The organism is Aneurinibacillus uraniidurans (genome assembly GCF_028471905.1).
Lineage (GTDB): Bacteria > Bacillota > Bacilli > Aneurinibacillales > Aneurinibacillaceae > Aneurinibacillus > Aneurinibacillus uraniidurans.
Genome location: NZ_CP116902.1, coordinates 1,216,346 through 1,230,943 on the forward strand (window position 1 = coordinate 1,216,346; position 14,598 = coordinate 1,230,943).

Below are 14,598 nucleotides of genomic sequence, written 5' to 3' on the forward strand. Positions count from 1 at the left end.
GTAGCAAACGGGGAGTCTAATGATATGAGCGTCTCTTATCAGCAGCGGATCTTAGCAGCTGCGAATAAAATTTTTGTTGAAAATGGCTATCGCCAGGCTGACATGCGGTCCATTGCTAAAGAGGCAGGGATTGCGGTTGGAACGATCTATAATTATTATCCGAATAAGGCTGTGCTGTATCAGGCGATTCTAAATCAGCAGTGGGAAGAGTTTGACCGCCGCATTCATCAGGTAGTGAATGATCTGTCATCTTCAGCCCGCGAGAAGTTGCAGCGTATTACGGAGCATTTATTTAGCTTTGTAGCACACCATATGAGCATGTGGCGTGAGATTATCAATGATCCACAGCGTGATGAGTTCCAACTGCTTGACGAAGGGCATAAGGCACAGCAGAAGGCACATAATCAGCTAAAAGAGCATTTGCGTCGCGTATTTAACGAGCATACATCGGAGCCATCGTGGATTGTGGAGCGGCATATTTTAGCTTATATGGCTGCTGTTACGCATATCGGCATGTTATTTCCAGCTGAAACCGAGCAGAATATTAACTATATTATGAGCTTGATTGATAACATGCCTCGTCTGTCCAAATAAAGGGCAGCTAGCATCGGAGAGATGCTGGCTGCTTTTGTTTTTGGCATTTGGTATCGAGAATGGTATACTTCCCTTTAGTAAGCAGTTAGCTGTGAGATGAGAGGATGAACAACGTGCAAATCGAGTCGGTTATGCTTCCATTTGGACAAAAAATTGTCCATGATTATATAAATGAGTATTCAAAAACGGCGGAGTTATATCCGTATCATCCGTATGAACAAGAAAGTTACGAGCGTCGCCTGCGCTGGCTTTCTGAACATCCCCACGCAAACCGTGCTGCGCTTGCAGACGGGCTTCTCGCCTGGAACACAAGTGTGGGAAACACGCACGAGCGTGTGAGAGAAAATATTGAGGCGTTGCGCCAGCCTGACACATACGCAGTCGTTACCGGGCAGCAGGCGGGGGTTCTGACTGGACCGCTGTATACGATTCACAAGGCGATTACTGCGCTTCGGATGGCAGAAGAACAGCAGAAACGACTGGGTGTACGTGTTGTTCCGATCTTCTGGATTGCCGGGGAAGATCATGATTATGAGGAAGCCAATCATGTATATGTACAGACGAAAGGCGGAGATGTCGAGAAGCAGCGTCTGAACCATGAGGCAGCAGGACGAACGTCGGTTACGCACTTAGTTATTCCACAGGATGCATTACACGAGTATATTGATGCGTTTTTTGCTGAACAGATCGAAACCGAATTTACAGGTGATCTGAAAGCACACTTGCATACATTTGCTAAAGAATCAGCTACACTGACAGACTTTTTTGCCCGGACGCTTGTCTGGCTGTTCGGAGAGGCAGGGCTCATTCTGATCGATTCGGCAGCTCCGTTCGTCCGTGTGCTGGAACAAGATGGATTCGCCCAGGTTATTCGTCGAAATGAGGAATTGAATGAAGCGGTAGCGGTGCAGGGACAGAAGCTTACAACACTCGGTTATCATCGCCAGGTGGAGACGGAGCGTTCCTCTGCCCAGTTTTTTCTGTATCGAAACGGGGAGCGTAGTGGTGTAGAGCGGCTCGTAGACGGTACATTCCGTACGCGGGATGGCGCCGTGTATACGGAAGAAGAACTTCTCACTTTGCTTGCACACGACCCGGAATCGTTTAGTGCTAATGTGGTGACACGGCCGCTGATGCAGGAATGGTTACTGCCGGTACTTGCGTTTGTCGGTGGGCCGGGTGAAGTTGCCTACTGGGGACTGTATGCCCGCATGTTTGCTGTGTTCGGACTTGCAATGCCGCCAGTTGTGCCGCGTTTATCGTTTAGCTTGCTGGAAGGTGCTGTACAGAAGAATATGCGTAAGTTTGACCTTAGTACGCATGATGTATTGACTAAGCTTACAGAGAAGCGGGATGCGTATCTAGCAGCGCAGGATACGCTGCATCTGGATGAAAAATTCGCCGAGGTAAAGCAGCAGATGAAGGAGTTGTATATGCCGCTCATCGAAGAAGCGTCCGGAATTGAGCAGGGGTTGCGTGTACTTGGTGAAAAAAATCTCGACAAAATTTTGGAGCAGGTCGACTTTTATGCCAAACGCAGTCAGTCAGCGTTCGTCAAAAAGCACGAATCATCCCTGCGCCAGTTCGACCGTATTCGTACAGCGCTGTTTCCGATGGACAAACCACAGGAACGCGTTTACAATATATTTGGTTATCTTAATAAATATGGGGTGGAGTGGTTCCGTGAATTCCGCTCGTATCCATACGATGTAACATCTGAACACCTCGCTGTACGCGTAGAATAAGAAATAGGGGGACCTACCATGAACACAACGAATAAGAGCATTGTGCGCGACATGAGTCTTGCGCCAAGCGGTCATTTGAAAATTGACTGGGTTAAAGAACACATGCCGGTATTAAACCGCATTCGTGAACAATTCGAGAAAGACCAGCCGTTCAAAGGATTGAAAGTGGCGATTTCCCTTCACCTTGAGGCGAAAACAGCTTACCTGGCGAAAGTAGTTCAGGCAGGTGGAGCAGAAGTGGCGATTACAGGCAGTAACCCGCTTTCTACACAGGATGATGTAGCAGCTGCACTCGTTGAAGATGGTATTACAGTATTTGCTAAATACAATCCGGACCCAGTTGAGTACAAAGAGCATTTCATCAAAACACTGGAAACAAAACCAGATCTGATCATTGATGACGGTGGCGATCTTGTAACAATCCTGCATGCTGAGCGTCCAGACTTGCTTGCGCAAGTGCGCGGCGGCTGCGAAGAAACAACAACAGGGGTAATTCGCAACCGTGCGCTTGAGAAATCAGGCGAGCTGAAATTCCCAATGATCGCTGTAAACGATGCGTTCTGCAAATACTTGTTTGATAACCGTTACGGCACAGGCCAATCCGTATGGGATGGCATTAACCGTACAACAAACCTTGTGGTAGCAGGAAAAACAGTTGTCGTAGTTGGCTACGGCTGGTGCGGACGCGGCGTGGCGATGCGTGCGAAAGGCCTTGGCGCGAAAGTAATCGTAACAGAAATCGATGGCATCAAGGCGATTGAAGCTTATATGGACGGCTTTGAAGTAATGCCGATGATCGAAGCGGCGAAGCATGGAGATTACTTCGTAACAGTAACAGGAAATCGCGATGTAATTCGTGGTGAACATATCGCCGTGATGAAAGACGGTGCTATTCTGTCTAACGCAGGTCACTTCGATGTAGAAATCAATAAACCGGAACTAGAAGCACTTTCAACATCAAGTCGTGTTGTGCGCAAAGATATTGAAGAATATGTGATGAAAGACGGCCGCAAGATCTACCTGCTTGCAGAAGGACGTCTTGTAAACCTCGCAGCAGGTGACGGGCACCCGGCAGAAATTATGGATATGACATTTGCTCTACAGGCGATCTCACTTGCTTATGTAAACGAGCAATATAAAGAAATCGGTGCGCGTGTTCTTAATGTACCGTATGAGCTTGATGAGAAAGTGGCACGTCTGAAACTAGAAGCGCTTGGCCTTGGCGTAGATACACTGACAGAGGAACAAAAGTCATACCTCGACAGCTGGAAAGAAGAATAAAATAGGTAAGAAAGCACAAATGTCGAACGGTCTTTGGACCTGTTCGACATTTTTTTTCGTATTTTAGTGGCAAATCAGCAAAAAATCCTATTTTTTTATAGAAGGAAATCATTTTCTAAGCTAGAATTACGTATGTGCATGATTGTGTCGTGTTTCGTACAGGATAGGATACAGCATGATTTTGATTTGGTTTCGAACCACGTTGGGAGGAAGCAGGATGTTTCATCACATCACAGTGCTGCATGAAGAAGCAGTGGACGGGCTTAACATCAAACCGGGCGGCATTTATGTTGACTGCACGCTTGGTGGTGCAGGTCACAGTTCGCTTATTGCGTCACGGCTGACAGAGGGGGCTAGGCTTATCTCAATCGACCAGGACGATACAGCACTTGCCGCTGCACGCGAGCGTCTTGCTCCATATATGGATCACGTTACACTCGTAAAAAGCAATTTTCGCCGTATCAAGCAGATCCTTCACGATTTACATATTACGCAGGTGGATGGCGTGTTATTTGACCTTGGTGTATCATCGCCGCAGCTTGATGAAGCAGAGCGCGGGTTTAGTTATAATGCAGAAGCAACACTTGATATGCGCATGGATCAGCAGCAGGAACTTACCGCTTACAGCATTGTAAACGAATGGGAAGAAAGTGAAATTGCGTCGATTATTTTCAAATATGGGGAAGAGAAGTTTGCCCGTCGCATTGCGCGGGAGATTTGTCTTGCGCGTGCTAATAAGCCGATCGAGACGACAGAGGAGCTGGTGGAGTTAATTAAGCGCGGCATCCCGGCACCAGCCCGCCGTACAGGGGGGCATCCGGCTAAACGTACCTTCCAGGCGATTCGAATCGCAGTTAACGACGAATTGAATGCCTTTCAGGAAGCGCTCGAAGACAGCATTGAGATGCTGGCACCGGGCGGGAGAACAAGCGTGATTACGTTCCATTCGCTTGAAGATCGGATTTGTAAACAGACGTATCAGGAATACAGCAAGGGCTGCATCTGTCCACCAGGGCTACCGCAGTGTGCATGCGGACAGAAACCTACGCTGAAAATTATTACTCGTAAGCCTATTATTCCGACAGATGTTGAGCAGGAAGCAAATCGCAGGGCGCGTTCCGCCAAGCTGCGAATCGCTGAGAAGCTGGCGAAATAGAAACGGAGGAGAGGAAACGTGCGGCCTTATAATCAGGGGAATCTCGCAACAAAAATTCGGCAGGAAGCTGAAAACACAGCCCAGAAGAAGCGTGTTACAACCGTTCGCTACGGAATTAGCGGCTCAGAGAAAGTAATGTATTTCTTTACTGTTGTTGCTCTTGTTATGGTGTCCTCGTTTTTAGTTGCTCGCTATGCAGACATTTCTCATTACAATTACGAGACCATTAAGCTGAAGACCGAGATTAAAAAGCTGAACGAGCAGAACGCAGACATGAGTGCAAAAATCGATGAATTAAGCAAGCCGGAGCGCATTCGTACAATTGCAGAAAAAATGGGACTCACCCGGCAGGACGATACGGTGCGTGTGTTTAACGGTGGCAAGGCGAATTAGGAGGATAGGCGCACATGAAGATTCAAGATAAAATCAAATGGCGCACATATGCACTAGGAGGGCTGTTTACGGTCCTCCTTTTTGTGGTTATTGGGCGAATGTTTTGGCTGCAAAACGTCCAAAGCGCAGAACTTCTGGTGAAAGCGCGGAAGACATGGGAGAAAAGTAACGTCATTAACCCGAAGCGCGGTGATATTCTTGATCGCAATGGTCAGCAGCTTGCCTACACAGGTAAAGCGTATACCGTTATCGCCCGAATTGCGCCATATGAAAATGACAAAAAAAACAAAGACTATGTACAGGACAAGCAAGGGACAGCAGCTAAACTTGCACCGATTCTTGGTATGACATCTGCAGATATTCTGGCCAAGTTGGATAAAAAGGCAGATCAGGTGGAGCTTCGTCCGGGTGGCTGGAAGATTCCAAAAGAAAAAGCTGACCAGATCAAGGCGTTGAATCTGCCAGGCATCTCGCTATATGAAGAAACGCGGCGATACTACCCGTACGGCGTGTTTGCATCCAGTGTACTTGGCTATGTAAATCTTGATGGTCAGGCACAGATGGGCATCGAGCTATCGCAAGATGAGCAGCTGCGTGGCGAGAAAGGTAGCTTTACGTTCAAAAAAGACGGCAAAGGTAATCAGCTGCCGGATGGACTTGAATCGTATAAGCCAGCTATTGATGGCAATCAGATTACCATAACGCTTGACCACAACATTCAATCGTACGTGGAGGACGCGCTAAATCAGGCGGCAGCCCAGTACAAAATGAAAGGGATCACGGCAATTGTAGCCGATCCTAATACCGGGGAGATCCTTGGGATGGGAAGTCGACCATCTTTTGACCCGAATTCACCGACTGGCATTGAGAATTATCGTAATGTAATGGTTGGAACAAACTTCGAGCCGGGCTCGACATTTAAGATTGCAACACTCGCCGCAGCGATTGAAGAAGGTGTATTTAATCCGAATGAGCTGTACATGTCCGGTACGTATAACAAGATCAAAGGCAGTAAAGAAATTCGCGATCATAATGGCGGACAGGGCTGGGGCATGATTTCTTTTAAAGAAGGGGTTAAGCATTCTAGTAATGTAGCTTTTGTTATTTTGGGATATGAACGGTTGTATAAGCAACAAGCGACGAATAAGTTGTTTGAGTACCTGCAGAAGTTCGGGTTTGGGGAGAAGACCGGGATTGATCTACCAGGTGAAGAACGTGGTCTTTTCGATGTAAATCGCCACTATTATCCCCGTGATATTGCGTCTATCTCATTCGGACAAGGGGTCGGCGTAACAGCTATTCAACAGGTAGCCGCTGTAGGGGCGGTTGCCAATGGTGGTAAACTGATGAAGCCGTATGTCATTAAAGAAATTCGTGATCCGAAAACAGGTGCTATTGTGGTTCAGAAAAAGCCGCAGATGGTGCGTCGTGTTGTATCAGAAAACACAGCCAAACAGGTACGGGATCTGCTCGACGCGGTTGTAAATGAGAAAAATGGTACCGGGCAGCCGTTCGCTCTTCCAGGCTATCATGTAGCCGGAAAAACCGGGACTGCGCAGGTGTCACGCAATGGTCGCTATGTACCAGGTAAATACATTAATTCATTTATTGGGTTTGCTCCGAAAGATAATCCAAAGCTTTTGATTTATGTGCTTGTAGATGAACCGAACATCGAAAATCCATCTGCAGGTGGTAAAATTATTGCCGCTCCTGTATTCAAATCGATTATGGAGCGCAGTTTGCAATATATGAAATTGTCACCGGATAAGACAGCACCTGTTGTGGCGGTGCAAGATGAAACAGCTATGATGCCACAGCTTGTCGGTACATCGATTAGTCAAGGAAAGGGACTTGCAGCACAGGCCGGACTCAAGGCAGAAATACTCGGGAATGGTGCCAAAGTTGTTGCGCAGTATCCGGAAGCTTCTGCCGAGCTGACAAAAGGTTCGACCGTATATGCACTAACAACTAAGACAGGTATTGCCCTGCCGAATCTAGCAGGAAAAACGCTGCGCGACGTCATGGAGATCGGTGCGTTACTAAATCTGAATGTGACAGGTGTAACCGGCGAAGGATACGTCACATCGCAGAGCATCCCGCCGGGGACGGTCGTGAAGCCGGGAGATAAGCTTGCTGTGACCTTGACGCCAAAATCATCCGGACCTCCTGCTGTACCGGAGACAGAGAAAAAAGCGGGTACGAAAGACAAGTCGGCCGCGAACTAAAGGAAAGCCTGTTCTATCTCTATCCTTCATCGAATAGGGTTATGGTGAGACCGTAGACTGTTCCCGGGCAGCCGGGACTATTTCGATGAGGAGGAGAAAGCGTTGCGTGTATCTGGAGTAACGGTTCGCCGCCGTATATTTATTTCATTGATGATCGGGTTCTTCTTGTTTTTACTGCTCATTACACGCCTTGGGTATGTGCAGATCTGGAGGGGAAACTGGCTGATGGGAGAAGCACAAAATTTGTGGAGCCGTGATATTCCGTTTGAAGCGAAGCGGGGACGGATTCTTGACCGTAATGGTGAGGTGCTCGCGTATAACATTAGTGTCCCTTCCCTAATGGCGATTCCAGTCCAGATCAAGGATAAAGAAGGAACCGCACGCAAGCTTGCACCGATCTTAAAACAGGATGAAAAGGTCATTCTAAAGGCGATTAGCAAGCGTACGTCTATGAACCGCATTCCAGGGGGACGGCGTATTGCGCCGGAAGTAGCCAAGCAGGTGCAGGCGCTTAATCTCCCAGGCATTCATGTGACGGAAGACAGCCAGCGCTATTACCCACACGGCAAGCTCGCCGCTCATATTCTTGGCTTTACTGGCGTAGATAATCAAGGATTGACGGGAATTGAGCGGGTATACAATAAGCAGCTGAGTGGAGAGGATGGAAGTATTTCGTATTATTCCAACGTGAAAGGCGAGCCAATGCCAGGGCAGTCTGACGTATTCACTCCACCAAAAGACGGGCAGGATTTGTATTTAACAATTGATGCTAACATCCAGGCGATTATTGAGCGGGAGCTAGATCAGGCAATGACGGTATACCAGCCGGATGATGCCATTACGATTGCGTTTTCTCCAAAGACAGGAGAAGTGCTTGGGATGGCGAGCAGGCCGGACTTCGATCCAGGCAACTACAAGCAGTATCCGGTTGAAACATATAACCGCAATCTACCGATCTGGAAAACATATGAGCCAGGTTCCACATTCAAAATCATTACACTGGCGGCAGCACTGGAAGATAAAAAAGTGAATCTCGATAAAGATACGTTCAATGATCCAGGTTCGATTAAAGTGGCAGGTGCGACATTGCGCTGCTGGAAGCGCGGGGGACATGGGCATCAAACCTTCCTTGAGGGGGTACAGAACTCCTGCAACCCGGGATTCGTTCTACTTGGCCAGCGCCTGGGCAAGGAGCGCCTGTTCCACTACATTAAAGAGTTCGGATTTGGAAAACGGACGGGCATTGACTTGCTCGGAGAAGAGAACGGGGTACTATTTTCACTGAACCGTGTCGGTCCCGTAGAGCTTGCGACGACAGCATTCGGGCAAGGGGTATCGGTGACACCAATTCAGCAGGTACAGGCAGTAGGCGCAGCTGTGAATGGCGGCAAGCTTATGAAGCCGTATCTTGCCAAAGAGTGGCATGATCCGAAAACAGGAGAGCAGCTGTCTGTAAATGCGCCTAAGATGGTGCGCCAGGTCATCTCCCCGGAAACATCAGCGGAAGTGCGACGTGCATTAGAAAGCGTAGTTGCGAATGGAACGGGTCGTAATGCCTATATTGATGGCTATCGGGTCGGCGGTAAGACAGGTACAGCACAGATTGTTGAGAATGGTGTATACTCCAAAAGCAAGCACATTGTATCGTTCATTGGGTTTGCTCCGGCCGATGATCCGCAGGTTATCGTATATACCGCGATTAACAATCCGAAGAGCATCCAGTTCGGTGGACTTGTCGCAGCGCCGATTGTGCGCAACATTATGGATTCGACATTGCGCTATATGAAAGTGCCGCCGCGTACAAATCAGATGGAGAAAAAATATCAGTATCCCGACAAAAAAATCATTGAGGTTCCGAATCTTATCGGGATGAAACGTGATGAGATCAAACAGGCGTACTATGGATTTCCACTTGATATTGCAGGTGACGGCCAAAGTGTTTCCTATCAGTCGCCGCAGCCAGGAGTGCGTTTGGAAGAAGGGGCAACAATTCGCGTGTATCTGGGTGACAAATAGAACAAAGACCTTTAAAATAGATGCGGGTATGAATTCATCAAGGAAAGCGAGATACTCGCTGAACAAGAAAGAAGGAGAAAGAACATGCAGGCAGACGACCTACTGGCCGCCCTCACATTGTGGCGCGCGGCAGGGGAAGTATCCATGGAGATTACAGGAATTGAAATTGATTCACGCCGGGTAAAGCCGGGAGACTTGTTCGTATGTCTTCCTGGTTTTACTGTGGATGGACATGATTTTGCAGCGAAAGCTGTGGCCAATGGAGCCGTAGCGGTACTCGCGCAGCGTCCGCTTGATGTTTCCGTTCCGGTTATATATGTACCGGACACGAAACGGGCGCTGGCGGTGCTTGCTGACCGTTTTTACGGGCAGCCGTCCCATGCGCTGCGCGTGATCGGGGTAACAGGAACGAACGGCAAAACGACGACGACGAATTTGATTGAGCGTATTTTGACAGAAGCAGGGCATCAATGTGGTCTGATCGGTACGATTGAGATGCGGCTTGGCGATGACGTGCATGAGGTGAAAAACACAACACCGGAAGTACTTGAGCTGCATCGGGCGTTCCGCTGGATGAAAGATGGCGGTGCTGACTATGCGGCGATTGAAGTCTCCTCTCATGCGCTTGACATGGGGCGAGTACGCGGTGTACGGTTCGTTACAGGTATCTTCACGAATTTGACACAGGATCACCTTGATTATCATAAAACAATGGAGAACTATCGGCAGGCAAAAGGGCTTCTTTTCTCGCAGTTGGGCAATGACTATGCAGATGGGCAGATGAAGCATGCAGTGTTGAATGCGGACGATCCGGCAAGTGTTGAATTTGCTCGCATAACACCAGCTCAGGTGATTACATACGGCATTAACAGTGAGGCAGACGTACGGGCGCGTGAGATTCATATCACGGCACAAGGCACGAAGCTTGTGATGGATACGTGGAAGGGCAGTATCGATTTGACGCTGAAGCTCATTGGTAATTTTAATGTGTATAATGTGTTGGCTGCTGCCGCCGCCTGCCTTGTAGAAGGTATTACGCTTGCGCAGTTGAAAGAAACACTTGAACGGGTAGACGGTGTGCGCGGACGGTTTGAGCCGGTTGTGGCAGGTCAGCCTTTTTCGGTTATTGTTGATTATGCGCATACACCGGATAGTCTGGAGAATGTGCTCAAAACGATTCGGGAATTTGCGGAAGGTCACGTTTATTGTCTTGTCGGATGCGGTGGCGATCGTGACCGGACAAAGCGGCCGATTATGGCACGTATTGCAGCGCAATATGCTGACAGAGTCGTGATTACATCGGATAATCCACGCTCAGAAGACCCAAAACAGATTATCGATGATATGATTGCTGGACTGGACGAAGCAGGAGTACGTGAAGAAACGTACATGACCATCATGGATCGCAGGGATGCCATCCGTGAGGCGATCAAGCGTGCACAGCCTGGGGATGTCGTGCTGATCGCGGGTAAGGGACATGAAACCTATCAGATTATTGGCGATCAAACGATTCATTTCGATGATAAAGAAGAGGCCTATCAAGCCATACTAGATAAAGAAAAATAGGATGAGGAGAAAAAGAAAGGAGGATGCGGAATGCTTGAACGTGTTTTGTTTTTTTCCATTGCCGCAGCTTTTCTCATAGCCGTTTTACTTGCTCCGCTCTTCATCCCTGTACTTAGACGATTGAAGTTCGGCCAAACAATTCGGGAAGAGGGTCCGAAGGGGCATCAGAAAAAGGCGGGAACGCCAACGATGGGCGGCATTATTATTTTGCTTGCTCTTGCTTTTACAGTTATAAAATTTTCTAACTGGTCTGTAGAGACGATGTTGCTTCTGCTGATTACACTCGGTTATGGACTGATTGGTTTTCTAGATGATTTCATTAAGATTGTCCTAAAGCGTAATCTAGGTTTAACAGCAAAGCAGAAACTGCTTGGTCAGTTTGTGATCGGCGCCGTATTTTATTATGTCTTGACCCGAATTGGCTACGACACATCGGTGTCGGTTCCTGGAACGAGCATTAAAGTAGAGCTTGGTTGGCTGTACTTGCCGCTTGTGCTCATTATGACAATTGGAACATCTAATGCCGTGAATTTAACAGACGGCCTGGATGGTTTGTTAGCAGGTACAAGTGCGATTGCATTTGGTGCATATGCGATTATTGCCTGGATGAGCAGCCAGATGAACATCGCTATTTTCTCAGCGGCTGTTGTCGGTGCGGTACTTGGATTCCTTGTCTTTAACGCGAATCCGGCTAAAGTGTTCATGGGGGACACTGGATCACTCGCGCTCGGCGGAGCGCTTGCCGGGGTGGCTATTCTAACGAAAACAGAAATTTTATTAATCGTCATTGGCGGTGTCTTCGTTATGGAGGCGCTGTCCGTTATTATTCAAGTTTTTTCATTTAAAACGCGCAAAAAACGGGTATTTCGCATGAGTCCGCTCCACCACCATTACGAACTGGGTGGCTGGTCAGAATGGCGGGTCGTAATGGTATTCTGGTTTGTAGGACTTATCTGCGCTGGCCTAGGCGTATACATTGGGGTGTGGAGCTAATGGGGATAGAGAGAGGCAAACAGCAGTATAAAGGAAAACAAATCGTCGTGCTTGGTATGGCGAAAAGCGGCGCAGCAGCGGCACGGGTATTAGCAGAATGTGGCGCAACGGTAACGTTGAATGATCGCAAGCCAGAAGAAGAATGCGAGGGTGTGGCAGAACTGCGTGCAGCTGGCATTACCGTAATTTGCGGTGGACATCCGGATGACCTCATTCATGCAGGCATTGACCTTGTTGTGAAAAATCCGGGTATTCCGTATGAAGCACCGCCCGTACAGGCGGCCCTTGCAGCCGACGTTCCGGTTGTGACGGAAGTGGAGATTGCTTACCAGTTGTCGGATGCGCCAATCATTGGCATTACCGGCTCCAATGGAAAAACAACCACAACAACCCTAATCGGTGAGATTCTCGATGCGGCTGGCTTGTCTCCTGTTGTGGCGGGTAATATTGGTACACCGTTGAGCGAACAGGCAGCACATATCACATCTGAACAGAAACTCGTAGCAGAGCTGAGCAGCTTCCAGCTCAAAGGAACAAAGACGTTCCGTCCCGAGATTGGCTGCTTGCTGAATGTGTATGATGCGCACCTCGACTATCATAAAACGAAAGAGGATTACATACAGAGCAAGCAGCACCTGTTCAATAATCAGGATGCATCCAACATTGCGGTACTCAATTATGATAATTCGTTCTGCCGCGAGATGGCAGAGCGGATCGAATCAAGCGTTCTTTGGTTCAGTTCGGTAGAAGAAGTAACACAAGGTAGCTTCGTTCGGGATGGTGCAGTCGTGTTCAAGCGTCCGGTTGCTGGACCATCTGCCGCCCGATTTGCGGATGCTCCAACAGAAGAAGAGATTATTCGCCTGGATGAAATCGCGCTTCCGGGTGCGCACAATCTGGAGAACGTGCTGGCGGCTGTATGCGTGGCGCGTGCGGCCGGCGCATCTGTGGAGGCGCTGCGTCGTGTTCTTTGCACATTTTCTGGTGTAGAGCATCGCCTTGAATTCGTAGCTGAGATTGATGGAGTCAAATACTACAACGATTCAAAGGCAACGAATCCAGAAGCGGCTAGCCGGGCGCTCACCTCGTTTACAGCGCCGATCGTCTGGATTGGCGGTGGACTGGATCGAGGCATTGACTTTAAGGAGCTGGTGCCGATTTTGCGCCAGCATGTAAAAGCGGCAATCGTCTATGGCCAGACCGCTGAAAAATTATTGGACCGGGCAAAAGATGCAGGAATTATTCGGGCGGAGCGCGTCGATACTGTTACGGACGCGGTTAATGAGGCCCACTGTATCGCACATCCGGGAGACATCGTCCTGCTTTCGCCAGCGTGCGCGAGCTGGGACATGTACAAATCGTTTGAAGAGCGGGGGGTCTTGTTTAAGCAGTCCGTGCATAAGCTTAAAACAAGCCCGTAACCGCTGTTCGTTCTGAAGGTTTCCTTATAAAATCAGGAGGTAGAACGGACAGGCATGGTAGGGCAAAATCCTGTGCTGGTTAAGAGGTGTTTTGCATGACCAAGGCCCGTTCCACTCCTGATTTTATTATTATTGTTGTGACATTTGTCCTGCTTGCTGTCGGTGTCATTATGGTGTACAGTTCAAGTGCTGTCGTAGCGGCTCAAAAAGGGGACGCGTTCTTTTTTACAAAGCGACAGCTTATTTTTGCCATACTCGGTGTTGCTGCCATGTTTGTTACGATGAATGTGGATTACTGGGTGTGGAAAAAATGGGCGAAACCCGGTTTGTTCTTCTGTTTCTTCCTGCTCGTGATCGTGCTAATTATTGGTCGGGAAGTAAACGGTGCCAAGTCCTGGCTGGGTATTGGCGCATTTGGCATCCAGCCTGCTGAGTTTACGAAGTTGGGAATGGCTGCGTTTCTTGCGAAATGGCTATCAGATAACCAGAAGGACATTGGTTCTTTCACAAAAGGGCTGGTACCGACATTAGGAATTGTATGTGTAGCGTTCGGTTTGATTATGCTCCAGCCCGATCTAGGAACAGGAACTGTACTGCTTGGTACATCGGTTTTGATGATTTTTATAGCGGGAGCACGTTTGCAGCATCTGTTTGGGCTGGCTTTTCTCGGATTGATCGGATTTGCGGGACTGATTGCGGTTGCCCCGTATCGAATGAAGCGGATTACCGCCTTTATTGATCCATGGCAGGACCCGCTTGGTGCAGGTTATCAGCTCATTCAATCCTTGTATGCGATTGGTCCTGGTGGCTTGATGGGACTTGGCCTTGGAATGAGCCGACAGAAGTTTTTGTATTTGCCAGAGCCATATAATGATTTTATTTTCTCCATCCTGGCCGAGGAACTAGGATTTATCGGCGGGGCCACCGTTCTACTTTTGTTCCTGTTGCTGCTGTGGCGGGGGATGCGGATTGCGGTGACGGCTCCCGATTTATTTGGTAGTTTGCTAGCCACCGGGATTATCGGGATGGTGGCCATTCAAGTTATTATCAATGTCGGGGTTGTTACCGGGCTTTTTCCGGTCACGGGAATTACCCTTCCGTTTTTAAGCTATGGAGGCTCCTCACTTACGCTGATGCTGACCGGGATCGGCGTCCTGCTAAATATCTCGCGTTATTCGCGTGCGTAGCGGGGAAAATTGCGAAGAGAG

Annotated in this window: 11 protein-coding genes; all 11 read left to right on the forward strand. The window is 48.6% G+C overall.

Features of this window, described 5'->3' with window-relative positions; translation table 11 throughout:
• The first annotated feature begins 24 nt into the window (after positions 1 to 24).
• The 11 genes from PO771_RS06175 to spoVE all read left to right on the forward strand — a co-directional run bounded on the left by PO771_RS06175 (position 25) and on the right by spoVE (position 14,577).
• Entirely contained in the window at positions 25 to 594 is a 570-nt protein-coding gene (locus tag PO771_RS06175; RefSeq protein WP_272562397.1) for a TetR/AcrR family transcriptional regulator, read from the forward strand.
• 104 nt (positions 595 to 698) lie between these two features.
• Complete coding sequence (gene bshC, locus PO771_RS06180) at positions 699 to 2,339, forward strand: bacillithiol biosynthesis cysteine-adding enzyme BshC (protein ID WP_272562398.1); 1,641 nt, start codon at positions 699 to 701, stop codon at positions 2,337 to 2,339.
• Between the two features lie 18 nt (positions 2,340 to 2,357).
• The gene (locus PO771_RS06185; protein ID WP_272562400.1) at positions 2,358 to 3,620 is read left to right on the forward strand and encodes an adenosylhomocysteinase; all 1,263 of its coding nucleotides are present in this window, start codon (positions 2,358 to 2,360) and stop codon (positions 3,618 to 3,620) included.
• Positions 3,621 to 3,837: 217 nt separating this feature from the next.
• Positions 3,838 to 4,776, forward strand: a complete 939-nt coding sequence (gene rsmH, locus PO771_RS06190) for a 16S rRNA (cytosine(1402)-N(4))-methyltransferase RsmH (protein ID WP_272562401.1) — start codon at positions 3,838 to 3,840, stop codon at positions 4,774 to 4,776.
• 18 nt (positions 4,777 to 4,794) lie between these two features.
• Positions 4,795 to 5,169 carry a cell division protein FtsL gene (gene ftsL, locus PO771_RS06195; protein ID WP_272562402.1) on the forward strand — a complete coding sequence of 125 codons (375 nt, stop codon included), beginning with the start codon at positions 4,795 to 4,797 and terminating at the stop codon, positions 5,167 to 5,169.
• Between the two features lie 14 nt (positions 5,170 to 5,183).
• On the forward strand, positions 5,184 to 7,394 hold the full coding sequence (locus tag PO771_RS06200; RefSeq protein ID WP_272562403.1) for a PASTA domain-containing penicillin-binding protein: 2,211 nt from the start codon (positions 5,184 to 5,186) through the stop codon (positions 7,392 to 7,394).
• A gap of 102 nt (positions 7,395 to 7,496) precedes the next feature.
• Positions 7,497 to 9,410 (forward strand): stage V sporulation protein D, encoded by a 1,914-nt coding sequence (locus PO771_RS06205; protein ID WP_272562404.1) that lies wholly within the window; start codon positions 7,497 to 7,499, stop codon positions 9,408 to 9,410.
• Positions 9,411 to 9,494: 84 nt separating this feature from the next.
• Positions 9,495 to 10,976, forward strand: coding sequence for a UDP-N-acetylmuramoyl-L-alanyl-D-glutamate--2,6-diaminopimelate ligase (locus tag PO771_RS06210; RefSeq protein ID WP_272562405.1), 1,482 nt, complete (start codon positions 9,495 to 9,497; stop codon positions 10,974 to 10,976).
• A gap of 30 nt (positions 10,977 to 11,006) precedes the next feature.
• A complete protein-coding gene (mraY, locus tag PO771_RS06215; RefSeq protein ID WP_272562406.1) occupies positions 11,007 to 11,969 on the forward strand; it encodes a phospho-N-acetylmuramoyl-pentapeptide-transferase in 963 nt (320 codons plus the stop codon).
• Complete coding sequence (murD, locus tag PO771_RS06220) at positions 11,969 to 13,390, forward strand: UDP-N-acetylmuramoyl-L-alanine--D-glutamate ligase (protein WP_272562407.1); 1,422 nt, start codon at positions 11,969 to 11,971, stop codon at positions 13,388 to 13,390. Before mraY ends, murD begins: the two co-directional genes overlap by 1 nt.
• 95 nt (positions 13,391 to 13,485) lie before the next feature.
• A complete protein-coding gene (gene spoVE, locus PO771_RS06225) occupies positions 13,486 to 14,577 on the forward strand; it encodes a stage V sporulation protein E (RefSeq protein ID WP_272562408.1) in 1,092 nt (363 codons plus the stop codon).
• The last annotated feature ends 21 nt before the right edge of the window (positions 14,578 to 14,598 follow it).

Excerpts from the sequence above, each read along its gene's own strand:
- PO771_RS06175 (WP_272562397.1), top strand. The coding sequence starts at position 25 with ATGAGCGTCTCTTATCAGCAGCGGATCTTAGCAGCTGCGAATAAAATT.
- bshC (WP_272562398.1), top strand. The coding sequence starts at position 699 with ATGAACAACGTGCAAATCGAGTCGGTTATGCTTCCATTTGGACAAAAA.
- PO771_RS06185 (WP_272562400.1), top strand. The coding sequence starts at position 2,358 with ATGAACACAACGAATAAGAGCATTGTGCGCGACATGAGTCTTGCGCCA.
- rsmH (WP_272562401.1), top strand. The coding sequence starts at position 3,838 with ATGTTTCATCACATCACAGTGCTGCATGAAGAAGCAGTGGACGGGCTT.
- PO771_RS06200 (WP_272562403.1), top strand. The coding sequence starts at position 5,184 with ATGAAGATTCAAGATAAAATCAAATGGCGCACATATGCACTAGGAGGG.
- PO771_RS06210 (WP_272562405.1), top strand. The coding sequence starts at position 9,495 with ATGCAGGCAGACGACCTACTGGCCGCCCTCACATTGTGGCGCGCGGCA.
- mraY (WP_272562406.1), top strand. The coding sequence starts at position 11,007 with ATGCTTGAACGTGTTTTGTTTTTTTCCATTGCCGCAGCTTTTCTCATA.
- murD (WP_272562407.1), top strand. The coding sequence starts at position 11,969 with ATGGGGATAGAGAGAGGCAAACAGCAGTATAAAGGAAAACAAATCGTC.
- spoVE (WP_272562408.1), top strand. The coding sequence starts at position 13,486 with ATGACCAAGGCCCGTTCCACTCCTGATTTTATTATTATTGTTGTGACA.